This window comes from Acinetobacter sp. CIP-A165 (assembly GCF_000367985.1).
In the GTDB taxonomy this organism is placed as follows: domain Bacteria; phylum Pseudomonadota; class Gammaproteobacteria; order Pseudomonadales; family Moraxellaceae; genus Acinetobacter.
Map to the genome: position 1 here is coordinate 26,587 of NZ_KB849203.1, position 12,603 is coordinate 39,189.

Genomic DNA, 12,603 nt, shown 5'->3' on the forward strand with positions numbered 1-12,603 from the left:
TTTTTTCCATTTAAGCATCATGTGTTTCCATTGGATCAACCCATTTTAATTTAGGCCATTGTTGCAACCATTTTTTAGACTCAACACGATTTTTGAAGGTGGTATAGCTGACCAGTGCAGGATTCCAACAGAGTCGTAATTCAAATAAATCTTGTAAACCAAATGGTGCAATCAGCTCCAGCTCTCCAGATGAGTTCAAACGAAGCGCGATAGCGGTTGCCGTTTCAGGCCATAATGATAAAGCATGTTCGATAGATGCTAAGGGCTGAATTTGTTCGCCATTTTCCCTACGATACCATGTATGCACCAAAGCTTGATTCACCACATCCCATTGCTGCTGAGGGAATAAGTCTTCTAATGTTTGTTTCACTCGCTGCTGTACATCGTTATTGCGTTCCTGCCCATCATAATAAATCACGTCAATTTCGCTATCTTTTAAATCAAAAGTCTGACCATGCAAAAATGCCCAAACCGTATTGCGAATCACACCTGCACTTAAATATGCACGTGGTTCGATCCGTGCAAGTTGTTTTATCATTGCATAGAGTTCGGGGGTATTTAGGATCAAATCGAAAAGAATTTTTCGATGGTGTATTTGATACAGTGTCATTGTTGTTTAAATCCTTAAATTATCCAAACAGCTTCCCCATATTCACCAAAAAAGTAGAGTGAATTGACTCAAAAGATTACTCACATTTATACACTTTTTAGCCGCTTAATTTAGGCGAATATTCCAGTAACTTGGGCAAAATCAGGTACAATCAACCGAAAAAAGTAAAACTGTAGGTTGTTATGACGTTGGCTACTCAGATCACGGTTGTTCGTGGTCGCTTCTTAGATATTCAAAAAACCGTTTCCCAAGCAGCAGAAATCGCCGATCAAGTGCGTTATATCGAAGACGGTGTCCTGATCACAGAAAATGGTAAAATTCACTGGTTTGGCGCTTGGAATGAAGCCCAAGATCATCTTCCTACAGGCATTGACATTCAGCATTATCCTGAACAATTAATCATTCCAGGAATGATTGACACCCACATCCATTTTCCACAAACCGAAATGGTCGGTGCCTACGGCGAACAACTCCTCAGTTGGTTAAATACCTATACTTTCCCAACCGAAATCCAATTTAAAGACCAAGCTTATGCCCAAGAAATTGCCGCATTCTTTGTCAATGAACTGCTCAAAAACGGTACTACCACCGCATTGGTGTTCTGTACCGTCCATCCTGAATCAGTTGATGCCTTATTTGAAGCCGCACAACAGCACCAGATGCGTTTAATTGCAGGTAAGGTAATGATGGACCGTCATGCACCTGAAGCCCTTTGTGATACAGCAGAGAGCGCCTATGACGATTCTAAAGCATTGATTCAGAAGTGGCATGGTCAGGGTCGTGCCTTGTATGCGATTACGCCACGTTTTGCGCCCACCTCTACACCAGAACAATTAGAAAAAGCAGGACAACTTAAAGCAGAGTTTCCTGATGTCTATGTGCATACGCATTTAAGTGAAAATAAAGATGAGATTGCATGGGTCAAAGATTTGTTCCCAGCGCAAAATGGCTATCTCGATGTCTATCATCACTATGGTCTAACAGGTCAGCGCTCGGTATTCGCACACTGTGTGCATTTGGAAGATGCTGAATGGCAATGTATGCATGACACAGACTCCGCAATTGCATTCTGCCCAACCTCGAACTTGTTTTTGGGCAGTGGATTATTTCCATTGAAAAAAACATGGGATCAACAAGTCAAAGTTGGTTTAGGTACGGATGTCGGGGCGGGGACTTCATTTAGCTTATTGCAAACGGTCAATGAAGCCTACAAAGTACAACAGTTACAAGGCGACAAACTCTCCGCTTTTGAATCGCTTTATCATGCTACTTTGGGTGGAGCAAAAGCACTCGATTTGGATGATAAATTAGGGAACTTCAATGTCGGCAAAGAAGCGGATTTTGTGGTGCTAAATCTGCAAGCAACCGCTTTACAACAACTGCGTCAGTCACGGTCAAAATCCATTGATGACAGCTTATTTGCACTGTTTACCATGGGCGATGACCGCAATATTGAGGCCACTTATATCTATGGACAAAAAGCCTATAGCCAAAACTAAAGCCTCAAACAAACAAAAACTTGGTTTGATATTGTTGGCGATTGGAACTGCGATCTTGCTGAAACGAGATAGCACTTCTCAGCAAAATGGCAGATATTCATCATCAAAAGATGCATGAAAACTCATTTTGTTTTAAAATTCTCCCATTCGCTCAAATTTTCGAGGTGTTGCAGGTCAACACCTTTTTTATTTTCCCATATTTAATGTTTTAGGAATCTGCCGATGACCATTGCAATGCGCATTATGATTTCAAGTGAAGAGATTCAAGCCAAAGTGAAAGAGCTTGGCGAAAAAATCAATGCACACTATGCTCAAAGTGATAAAGAACTGGTATTGATTGGTTTACTGCGTGGTTCCGTCATTTTTATGGCAGATTTATGTCGTGCCATTGAAAAACCACACGAACTCGATTTTATGACCGTTTCTAGCTATGGCGGTGGTACAACCTCTAGCCGTGATGTCAAAATCCTGAAGGACCTGGATGGTGAAATTCACGGTAAAGATGTGTTGGTGGTCGAAGATATTATTGATTCGGGTAATACACTCAACAAAGTAATGCAAATGCTGCAAACGCGTAAACCAAATTCAATTGAACTGTGTACGCTGGTGAGCAAACCATCACGCCGTGAGATTGATTTAGACGTAAAATTCTTAGGTTTTGAAGTCGAAGATCGCTTTATTGTCGGTTATGGTCTCGATTTCGATCAGAAATATCGTCATTTACCTTTTATTGGTGAGATTGGTCTTTAAACGATAAGTTAAGGCGCTATTAAGCGCCTTTTTTATAACTGTATTCATCAGAGACCGCTAAATCTTGCACAAAAATACGACATAAATAAGCAATCTACTACAGACAGCACGCGCTTGATCTAGCAGGATAAAAAAATAAATCGCTTTATGAAACAAGGAGAAAAACTATGTGGACGCTGATTGTTGCAATTGTCGTAGGTTTTTTTGCAGGTCTAATCGCCAGAGCCCTACATCCAGGGGATGATAAAGCAGGTTTTATCGTCACCACTTTACTCGGTATTGCGGGTTCTTTATTGGCGACCTATGGGGGGCGATTACTCGGTTTATACGGGGAAAACTCAGCAGCAGGATTTATTGCATCCGTGATCGGTGCAGTGATTATTTTATTTGTTTATAACCTCGCCACCAAGAAAAGTTAAAATCGTTGGATCACGCCCAATTCATCCAAAATAATGAATTGGGCGTATTATTTTTATAGTCCTAATTCCTTCCAAATCATTTGAATGTCTTCAGCACTGCGTCCACCGACCATTTTCAAACCATTTGAAAAGATTAACGTTGGTGTACCACTCACCCCTAATTTACGTCCTAACTCTAGATTTCGATCTATCGGATTGGCACAGATTTTGGCTTTAGGTTGAACATTCTTCTGCAGTAAATTTTTCCATGCGTACGATGGATTAGCTTCACACCAAACTTGCTTAGAAACAGCGATAGATTGCGGTTTTAAAGCATAGATAAAGGTATAAATCGTCACATCATTGAGCTTGTCTAATTCAGCTTCTAATTGCTTGCAGTATGGGCAGTTTGGGTCTGAAAAAATAGCGAGCTGACGTTTGCCATTGCCTTTGACTGTTTTGATCGCATCCTGTAAGGGAAGTTGTTTCCAATCAATTGAATTTTGTTTTAATACTAAATCCTTGGTGAGATTTTTCTGATCTTTTAAGCGCACCATTGATCCAATAAACATATGCTCTGCATTGTCATCGAGATAGATGATTTGATTATCCAGACTTGCACTGTATAAACCTGCCATTTCAGTGCTTTGAATATTGGTCACTTGGATATTGGGATAGTTTTTATTTAAATTACTTTTGAGCGTTTCCACATTGGCTAAACTCAGAGCAGAAACACAGCTCAATAATGAGAATATCCCAATTTTTTTTAACATGACTGATACTCGAATCAAAAATCAGCAGCTATTGTAATCCGTCTCTCATCGCTAAACAGCTCGACTTACTGAGTCGCAACCAAAATCAAACCAATTCTCGCGATGTTTCACGTGGAACATCTATTTCGAATTGGCATTCAAGTTTTATCTTTGGTACAACATCATATTCCTTGCTGTTTACGGTATTGACTCAGGGATAAACCTGTTTGACGCTTAAAAAAGCGATTTAAATAAGATGGATCAACAAAATTCATCTCACTAGCAATACTTTCAATACTATTGTTAGTCGTGCTGAGTAGAACCTTTATCTCTAAAATTACCTGACGATAAATTAAATCTTTAGGTGAATCATTAAATACAGCCTTGCAGATTTGTGAAAGATAAAATGGCGTAATTGCTAACTGTCCTGCATAGTAACTGACACTACGATGTTGCTTACTCTGATGTTGTAGTAATTTCCAAAACCGCCAACAAAGCTGCTCCTGACGGCTAAACTGCTGTGCTTTGCGTTGTAAAGCAGTAGGCATGTGGGCTGTAATTTTTAGAAAAAAGTTCTGCAAGTGATTTTTTAGCATCAACATACGGTAAGCATGAGCTTCCTGATTAATCAAGTTACATTGCTTTAGCCATAGACTTAACCAGACATGATGGTCTTGATCGAGACGTAAACGTGGTACATCATTTAAAAATGAAAATAACTGATGAGGTAACTGGAAAGCAATATCTGCTGCCAAACTACGATCAATCAAACAGTATGTGACCTCAAACTGTCTCGACTTTTTTAGGACTAATGCAAAGGAATCATCAGATAACACCAAAACATCATGTATCTTCACAGTATAAGTTTGCATATTGATATTGATCAGTGCACTACCTTTATGACAAATCAAAATCACCAAATAACTTAAAGGCAATGGATAACCAAGGCTTTCCTTAAAATCACTTTGTCCTATGACGATCGGCGCATGATCGTGCATCATCTGCTGTAAGATCGTCTCTATATTACTTTCCATATTGACGGATTATCTCTTATTTAGCTGCTAAAAATATAATTTTGTTTTCATAATTACCGAACATACCAAGTTTTTGCTCTCACTCCAATGTAAAACCAAAACCTAAAATACCCCCACCACAGGGTAGTGATCCATATTTGATTGGATCATCATTTTATTGAGAATATTGACCTATGTCACAAACATTAACTACTGAACGTCTTGTTCTACGCGCTTGGCAACTAACTGACTCTGAAGACTTATATTTATACGCTAAAGACCCACGTGTCGGCCCCATCGCTGGTTGGCCAGTACACCAAAATATGGAAGAGAGTGCTGAAATCATCAAAAATGTATTTCAACAAGACCACGTCTTTGCTATTGAACTTAAGGAAACTAAACAAGTTGTTGGTTGCATCGGTTTATTAATCGGCGAGAACAGTAATTTTGACTTATCTGATCAAGAAGGTGAGCTCGCTTATTGGATTGGAGTACCCCATTGGGGTAAGGGATTTATACCAGAAGCTATCCATGAAGTTATGCGTTACGCTTTTCAAGATATTCACTTAACTCAACTTTGGTGTGGCTACTTTGATGGCAATATACAATCTAAAATCGCCCAGGAAAAATGTGGTTTTCGCTATGACCACAGCACTGACCTACAGTATATCGAGCTCGTTGATGAACACCGTATTGAACACTTGAGCCGTATCGATCAAGCCACATGGCAAGTTCAATTCGCTACGCAGACCTAATAGTGCCCTGAGCTTTATTATCAGCGTCTTGAGTCTTATCTCAATTGATTAGACTCAAGTCCGATAAATCTGATGCGAAGGTATCACTTCCCAATACAGAATGTAATTCCAATTATATTTTTAATATAAATTAATAACTTATAAATTTAATTAAAACATAGTGACTAATAGGTGACTGATTGTGTCATCACTAGGCGTTTTTATTCTGTGCCTGATCTGCTTTTTTCTTTTTGGTGGAGCGCAAAAACTAAATATTCGATCTGCTCCTCTTATTTGTGGCTCAGGTGGGGGGTAGATTTAGAATCTTATCCTTTGTGAGTGACTTTGAGGTACTCACTAACTATCTTTGAGCTGGTCACTTGCATGGGTTTCGGTGATTACCGAAACGATAACGTAATCCTAAATTAACTTAGTCGTCCAAGTGGTTGATTAAGTAGCTAGGTTGTTTAGATGCGCTCAAATTTGAGCATATCCCCCAATGGGGGTAGCCCTATGTTCAGGCTATTTGCAGAAGTAAACCGCCCGAATAATCACGCTGTAATTCTATTGGGATTTTAAGCCTTAAAACCACATTTCCGCACATCCCTCGTGCGCGTGTTTGTTGACTGAGTGACTTTAAGGTACTCACTTGGTCGCATTTGAAATGCTCCCAAGTTTGGATATATCCCCCAATGGGGGTAGCCCTATGTTCAGGCTATTTGCAGAAGTAAACCGCCCGAATAATCACGCTGTAATTCTATTGGGATTTTAAGCCTTAAAACCACATTTCCGCACATCCCTCGTGCGCGTGTTTGTTGACTGAGTGACTTTAAGGTACTCACTTGGTCGCATTTGAAATGCTCCCAAGTTTGGATATATCCCCCAATGGGGTAAATGTTTCCGATCCGTCCGCCATTGGCGGTTATACCTGATCTGCTACTACACTTTAAATGTAGTTAAGAGATGCCCCCAAAGTTGGGGTTATCTTTGTGAGTGACTGATAGGCACATGCAAAACTCACTTTTGAGGTCTATCCATATTTGGATGCACCCACTCAACGCAATTTTTCGCTCAGTGAATGCCGTTGCTCACTTTTGAGCATGGGCATAGCGATAGCGGAAATCTGCTATCGGTATCGGTACAGGAAATCCTGTATCGGGGTGGTCATCTTGACCATACCCACACTGTGTGACTGTACGAAAGTTTCGTAGTTCATTAACCAACGCAATTTTCCGCTGGTCTACTATAGAAAACTTCAGTCTTTCGGACTGCTTTGAAAAAAATTAAACTTAGTATTCAAAACGGCGTACCTGTTGACATTTGTTGACATTTAAAACGCTGCGTTTGTTAAGAAATGATAAGGTTCGGACTTATCAAAACCCATGGTTATAGACCGCGTAAATCCTAAGTAATCCTAAGGTCACAACCTGACATTCACCTAATGCCCATCCGATTTAAATAGACAATAAACATTTGCAGCCGTTCCTGCTCTCTTTTTTCCAGCTCTCGTACAAGTGCGGCAAATTTTCTGTAGTGCATGTTTTTAGGCTTTTGATATATCGGCCACTCCCTAAGGTCCTGTGACCATTGCAAGCGACTCCTTAGCTGTCTGACACGTAGTAGAGGTATATCTGACTTACTCCATTGTTGTGACATGTAATTGAGTTGCTGGCATTGTCTGCAAGCGTACGTACTGCATCTAAAATATAGTTTGGTACAGCGTTTACCGCATGAGCATAAAAACCAAAATCTTACACCGCCGTAGTTGCAAGGTGAATGAGTTAAGCTCAGGTTAAAACTACCGTAGTCGTTGCTTGCTGTGATGCTGATATTTTTATATTTTTTCAGGTGGTCAGTACTGAATAAACTTTTTAGATTAAGCTGCTTAATGCTTATAAAACCATAATTCTCTACGCTACCTTTCGACATAAAGCACACTAATTTCCCTAATTATTTAGGCTTTAAAATAATGATATTGATTGTATCTGCTTTAACATTATTTTAACTTTTTAACTCAAACGGAATTTTTTGCTGGTGCGGTTTTTTTATGCAGCAACGAATATTAAATCTGTAGCCTTCAATATTGATGGAAATATAACTGAATTTAATGTTGATATTCTTTCTAATAAAGTGAGCAGACAGGGGCGTCTATCCAATACTACGGCGTTAGCGATAATTCCAGTCGATTACCTGCAACAATTAGTACAGGCGAAAAATGCTAAATATCGTGTATTAACTATCTCGGATGGATATAGAGAAGGGTCTTTTTATTCTGTAAAAGGGGTAGCTTCTGAGCCTATTACTACACTGAAAGCTTTGCTTGATAAGATTCAATAAAAAAATCTTGGGGTAATTTTCAAGGCTTAGCTTTTAGACTGGTCCTTATTAATTAGATACTGCCCTCACTACTAAAGAGTAAATAGAAAAATGGAAAATAAAAGTTCTTTAAAGGAAGGATTTAGTTTCAAGCTAATTGGATTTGATCAATCATTAGTAGACCAACTCAGTCCATTTTTTAATAAATCTATTTTTGAGCTTTCGAAACTTATCGATATCTCAACTCTAGAAGGCCTTTCCTTTGCAATAGGGGATGAAGAGTACCTACAAGAACTGGAATCCTTTAATGACTATCTCACTCCGTCTAGTGGCGCTGCGGTGGGAGTTGCAATGACACTTACTCACATTGATAGGGATTACAGTCGAAATTACATTATTGTGAACTGCAGGTATCTTGGACTCGAATACTTTTTAAAAGAATATACTGGACCAGTTTCTCAAGATGATATGAATAGGGTAATGAGTGATTTCCTTCATACTTTATTTCATGAGTTTTGTCATGTGTTTGGGTACCAAGAAATGCTTGAAAATTCTCCCGGGTTGTTGACTAGGGATGGTTTTGAAAATGACTGGGAAGGGTTTATGCACTTAGTATCCCTTACATGCTGGGACGAATACCAAGTATGCGGTTGGGCAAATATGATCGGATCCGATCAGCAGGATAGATATGAGCCTATTCTTTTAAATGTAATGAATCAATTTGAGGGTTCCATAGAGCGAGTATTCAAGGAATATTTAGAAAGTACAGAGAATTCAAGATTCCTTACCTTATTCAATAATACGGCAATATTAATCTTAGACTTATTTAAATACTCCTCCTACTATTTGGGCGATTTGTCCAGCAAGGAGGATGCCATTATTAGCGATGAAGTAAGCTCACATAAGCTTTATGGTGTGATAAGCACTTTGAATGAAATGCTATCTTCATTAAAAAGCAAGGTAGATACAGGCAAAGTAGAGAACACTGATTTCTACAAAATCGGTGAATATGCTCAACAGGTCGCTGCAGACTTGGGATTGATCGTAGAACCAGTTGATAAGAACAATATGCTTGTTAATCTAAGCAGGTCTGCTCAAACAAGAATCCTATACGCCTAATCAGTCTAGCTGTCTTTAAATTTGCCCCTAAATAGGGGCATTTTTGTTTTACGTAGTTTTACGAGACAGGTATTTACAAAACACGGCGTAAACCTTGCTGTGCCTATATTTGAGTATGGTTTTAATGGTCTTTTAATGTGGTGCTGTAAAACAAGAAATTCTTTACGTAGCTATACAAAATAGGGGGTCTTTCCTTGATGTACCTTGATGAAATTGGATTTCTTCAAAATAGCGATAAAGCTTACTGTACTTAGCTTATAGCCAATTTTCACCCTATTTAAGGGAGCAACTCATCAAGGAAAATATCAAGTTTTCCATGGTGGGATTAGAAAAAATTACCCTTACGTAGTCTTACGAAACACCTTATCGTTAGAATTTACGTAAAGCTTGCGCCGTGTAGGTTTAAGCTTGCTTTTATGCCATTTAAACTTGAGTGGCGTAAGGGTAAATGTGATGCTCTAAGCAATCGTACTGGTTCAGTTGATTTATATTTATCTTGTGATACGTAGTGATACAAAATTAAAGATCAAAAATCGCCGTGTCCCTTGTAGTGCTTGGCATACATACTAATTTTAGTAAGTGAGCTGTATCACACAAAATAAGCCGTCCTCGTATCTCTAAATTTGTGCCTATCTTGTACGACGTAGCACGACAAAACAGACTTTTTTTGTTTGACGTAGCATGACAAAACGCACTTTTAATAAAAGCTCTAAAACCCTTGTATAGCCCAGCTTTGAGTGTATTTTTAAGGGTGATTTTAAAGGCATCTTGTCAAACAAAAGATAGATACCCTGTCGTACAAGATTTAAAGCCTTTTTGAGATACGTAGCGACACAGATCGGTAATATGCCAGTGCGATTAAACCCTCATAGATTTGAAATCTATAAGGGGGTATTTCAGATACTAATCCCTGAATTTGTTATACGTAGTCATACGAATTTACCTTGACGTACCTTGACGAAACGCCACTTTTAAAAACTCACTTAAAACGGCTGTAATTTAATAATGGCAAGGCTTTCAATTGAATATACATGCTGTTTTATACATGGGGCTGTCAAAGTAAATTGCCTGTGTCTTGTATGACAGGATTTAATCTCTTTTTTACTTATTTTGTTGTACGTAGCTGTACGGATTTACTTGGACGTACTTGGACAAAACGCTACTCTCAATAATCCACATGAAAGAGCTGTGATGCTTTATTTGTAAGGCTCTCAATGGGTTTTCAATGTGGTTTGAAACATAGAGCCGTCCAAGTAAATTGCACCAGTGTTGTACAACAAAATACACGGCGTTTTTCACTCTACGTTGATGGAATGGTGGAAATGACAAATAACTTGATGGGATTTAGAATATGACCAAGTTTTTGCTATACGTAGCTATACGAAAGGCACTTTTTTAGGTTGACGTACGTTGACAGAATGAGGATTTACTAAAAAGGCGTAAATCCTTTATATACATAGGTTTGAGTGGTATTTATTGCCTAATTTCTATCGTGTGCCGTCAACCTAAATTTAAGTGTCTTGTATAGCTAAATTCATGGCATTTTTTATCAAAAAAAACTTAAAATGATGTATATTGCCAGCATAAGAAATAACTAAAAGTGATACGGTTTGACGTGTAAGCCTGCTTATCTTGGGAGAGTGAGTAGGCTTTTTTATGCATGGACATGGTTGACTAGAATCATCATATTGTCATGGTTACCTGTTATATGTTGAAAAAATCTAAGAGGCTGTATGAAATGGGAATTAGTGTAAAAGATATAAACAAGCAAATAGATCGATTTGCTGAAACTGGAGCAAAACCGCAATTATTAATTATTGGCTATCGCACCTATGCAGCGTTGATGAGCGAAGATAAGTTCACAGATAAAATCACAAAGGACAACAAGGATCCAATGGTTCGCTATTACAAGGGTATTAAAATTCAAATGGTCACAGAAAAGCATCATTTTGATATTCAATAACATCAATTAACATTCAATTAGCTGATATTGCAGCAAGACCTAGCTTACAGCAGGTCTTTTTTTATTTTAAATTTATGTTTTCTGTCAGTCAAAATGTCAAAGCAATTGAGTTGTTTTTTAGTATGTTATGGCTATATGAGTACAGTTAAATGTCAAAGGTTTTGTCGAACCAGGAAGTAATCCTTCTGTGTTTAATCAGCCAATAAAAAGCCCCCAGTGAAGGAGGCTATTTATTAATTTGCTGTTTGTTGTATTTGTTCAGCGGCTTGTTTCTTAAATTCAGGGTTATCTTTAACTTGATATAACCATATCCCAATTTGAAAAAGAGTGACAATACCTGCACCAATAATACCTGCCAGTACATTCTCACTCACGCCATGCAAAAAGCCTTTCTTACTTGCATTGGCTAAACTATTGGTAGATTGAATAATGGCATCATCGCGAAGCCTTGTCTTGTATTCAGTCAATTCTGCTATCGTCGCACTATCGATGAAATCATTAACTCTATCTTCAGCTAAATCTCTAAAATGCTGAATTTTAAGTTCTGAATCCGTTGAAAGATTAAATTGTTCAATCTCATTAGCATTCGGTTCACGTTGATTTTTTTCTTTGAACTTACCAATCCAATCTAATTTCTCATTTTTATAAATTGTATATGCGACCATGCCGACAAAATCAGTGTCGGAGGTCACGAGTTTAGTAAAAGTTTGGTGTTTACTCATTGAATATTTAGCCCTTACTAACAGCTCGGGCATAGGCACTATTAATTTCTTGCGCAGAATAACGACGATTCAAAATATCTTGTTGGATACTTACCGGTAAGCCTGAAGCATCAGACTTTTTACCGTCAATCATGTTTTGATTTGCTTTGCGGATAGATGCAAGGCTCACACTTCTAAACATCATTTTCATATTAAGCACCCTCACTCCAAACTAGCACCCTACTTTTCTTTAGAGGCTAAAAAAGCCCATCTATTAAGCAGGGCTAAATATTAAAAAATATTAACAGTGTCACAGTGTTAAACTTTTAATCTATTTTATTCTCTTGCGAATAATTTGCAATTGATAGATACAAAAATATGCACCGATATGGACTAATACGGATTGATACGGCCTAATTAAATCAACTGCAACACATCTGCCCGAATCTCTGTTACCTCTCGATCTACGCCGTTTTGGTCTTTCCATTTCCGTGTACGCAATGAACCCTCTATATACACCTTACCGCCTTTCTTAAGGTACTTACTGGCAACATCCGCTAAACGTCCGTTGGTGGTGATTCTATGCCACTCTGTAGCCTCTTTACGCTCTCCAGTTGTCTTGTCTTTCCAAAACTCAGAAGTTGCTACGCTGAAAGTGGTAACGCTTCCACCATTGGGAAATTGTTTAGTTTCAGGGTTACGACCCAGCACACCCATGACAGTGACTTTGTTTACGTTTGGCATCTTT

General features: G+C 38.4%; 12 protein-coding genes and 1 pseudogene. 7 read left to right on the top strand and 6 right to left on the bottom strand.

Annotated features, from left to right (window positions below):
• Positions 1 to 10: 10 nt before the first annotated feature.
• On the bottom strand, positions 11 to 610 hold the full coding sequence (locus tag F991_RS13140) for a nucleotidyltransferase family protein (RefSeq protein WP_004672223.1): 600 nt from the start codon (positions 608 to 610) through the stop codon (positions 11 to 13).
• Positions 611 to 792: 182 nt separating this feature from the next.
• Between F991_RS13140 and guaD the strand changes: the two genes are divergently transcribed.
• The 3 genes from guaD to F991_RS13155 all read left to right on the top strand — a co-directional run bounded on the left by guaD (position 793) and on the right by F991_RS13155 (position 3,278).
• Complete coding sequence (gene guaD / locus F991_RS13145) at positions 793 to 2,109, top strand: guanine deaminase (RefSeq protein ID WP_004672226.1); 1,317 nt, start codon at positions 793 to 795, stop codon at positions 2,107 to 2,109.
• 222 nt (positions 2,110 to 2,331) lie between these two features.
• Positions 2,332 to 2,859: a hypoxanthine phosphoribosyltransferase gene (hpt, locus tag F991_RS13150; RefSeq protein WP_004672228.1), complete on the top strand. Its 528-nt coding sequence runs from the start codon at positions 2,332 to 2,334 to the stop codon at positions 2,857 to 2,859.
• Between the two features lie 167 nt (positions 2,860 to 3,026).
• Positions 3,027 to 3,278: a GlsB/YeaQ/YmgE family stress response membrane protein gene (locus F991_RS13155; protein WP_004672229.1), complete on the top strand. Its 252-nt coding sequence runs from the start codon at positions 3,027 to 3,029 to the stop codon at positions 3,276 to 3,278.
• A 53-nt stretch (positions 3,279 to 3,331) separates the two neighbouring features.
• On the opposite strand, the gene F991_RS13160 is transcribed toward F991_RS13155, so the two are convergent.
• Positions 3,332 to 4,030, bottom strand: coding sequence for a DsbC family protein (locus F991_RS13160; RefSeq protein WP_004672230.1), 699 nt, complete (start codon positions 4,028 to 4,030; stop codon positions 3,332 to 3,334).
• Positions 4,031 to 4,191: 161 nt separating this feature from the next.
• Positions 4,192 to 5,043, bottom strand: coding sequence for a helix-turn-helix domain-containing protein (locus tag F991_RS13165; protein WP_004672231.1), 852 nt, complete (start codon positions 5,041 to 5,043; stop codon positions 4,192 to 4,194).
• A gap of 173 nt (positions 5,044 to 5,216) precedes the next feature.
• On the opposite strand from F991_RS13165, the gene F991_RS13170 reads away from it, so the two are divergent.
• The 4 genes from F991_RS13170 to F991_RS13190 all read left to right on the top strand — a co-directional run bounded on the left by F991_RS13170 (position 5,217) and on the right by F991_RS13190 (position 11,154).
• Positions 5,217 to 5,777, top strand: a complete 561-nt coding sequence (locus F991_RS13170; RefSeq protein WP_004672232.1) for a GNAT family N-acetyltransferase — start codon at positions 5,217 to 5,219, stop codon at positions 5,775 to 5,777.
• 2,007 nt (positions 5,778 to 7,784) lie between these two features.
• On the top strand, positions 7,785 to 8,093 hold the full coding sequence (locus tag F991_RS13180) for a hypothetical protein (RefSeq protein ID WP_155757152.1): 309 nt from the start codon (positions 7,785 to 7,787) through the stop codon (positions 8,091 to 8,093).
• 90 nt (positions 8,094 to 8,183) lie between these two features.
• A complete protein-coding gene (locus tag F991_RS13185; protein ID WP_004672235.1) occupies positions 8,184 to 9,191 on the top strand; it encodes a hypothetical protein in 1,008 nt (335 codons plus the stop codon).
• A 1,738-nt stretch (positions 9,192 to 10,929) separates the two neighbouring features.
• Entirely contained in the window at positions 10,930 to 11,154 is a 225-nt protein-coding gene (locus tag F991_RS13190; RefSeq protein ID WP_004672236.1) for a hypothetical protein, read from the top strand.
• Positions 11,155 to 11,387: 233 nt separating this feature from the next.
• Here the strand turns inward: F991_RS13190 and F991_RS13195 are convergent, their stop codons facing one another.
• The 3 genes and pseudogenes from F991_RS13195 to ssb form a co-directional block, all read right to left on the bottom strand.
• Entirely contained in the window at positions 11,388 to 11,876 is a 489-nt protein-coding gene (locus F991_RS13195; protein WP_004672237.1) for a hypothetical protein, read from the bottom strand.
• A 7-nt stretch (positions 11,877 to 11,883) separates the two neighbouring features.
• Entirely contained in the window at positions 11,884 to 12,060 is a 177-nt protein-coding gene (locus F991_RS13200) for a hypothetical protein (RefSeq protein ID WP_228127777.1), read from the bottom strand.
• A 215-nt stretch (positions 12,061 to 12,275) separates the two neighbouring features.
• Positions 12,276 to 12,599 (bottom strand): annotated as a pseudogene (gene ssb / locus F991_RS13205) (single-stranded DNA-binding protein); the annotation flags it as partial.
• Positions 12,600 to 12,603 lie beyond the last annotated feature (4 nt).

Excerpts from the sequence above, each read along its gene's own strand:
- F991_RS13140 (WP_004672223.1), bottom strand. The coding sequence starts at position 610 with ATGACACTGTATCAAATACACCATCGAAAAATTCTTTTCGATTTGATC.
- guaD (WP_004672226.1), top strand. The coding sequence starts at position 793 with ATGACGTTGGCTACTCAGATCACGGTTGTTCGTGGTCGCTTCTTAGAT.
- hpt (WP_004672228.1), top strand. The coding sequence starts at position 2,332 with ATGACCATTGCAATGCGCATTATGATTTCAAGTGAAGAGATTCAAGCC.
- F991_RS13155 (WP_004672229.1), top strand. The coding sequence starts at position 3,027 with ATGTGGACGCTGATTGTTGCAATTGTCGTAGGTTTTTTTGCAGGTCTA.
- F991_RS13160 (WP_004672230.1), bottom strand. The coding sequence starts at position 4,030 with ATGTTAAAAAAAATTGGGATATTCTCATTATTGAGCTGTGTTTCTGCT.
- F991_RS13165 (WP_004672231.1), bottom strand. The coding sequence starts at position 5,043 with ATGGAAAGTAATATAGAGACGATCTTACAGCAGATGATGCACGATCAT.
- F991_RS13170 (WP_004672232.1), top strand. The coding sequence starts at position 5,217 with ATGTCACAAACATTAACTACTGAACGTCTTGTTCTACGCGCTTGGCAA.
- F991_RS13185 (WP_004672235.1), top strand. The coding sequence starts at position 8,184 with ATGGAAAATAAAAGTTCTTTAAAGGAAGGATTTAGTTTCAAGCTAATT.
- F991_RS13190 (WP_004672236.1), top strand. The coding sequence starts at position 10,930 with ATGGGAATTAGTGTAAAAGATATAAACAAGCAAATAGATCGATTTGCT.
- F991_RS13195 (WP_004672237.1), bottom strand. The coding sequence starts at position 11,876 with ATGAGTAAACACCAAACTTTTACTAAACTCGTGACCTCCGACACTGAT.
- F991_RS13200 (WP_228127777.1), bottom strand. The coding sequence starts at position 12,060 with ATGATGTTTAGAAGTGTGAGCCTTGCATCTATCCGCAAAGCAAATCAA.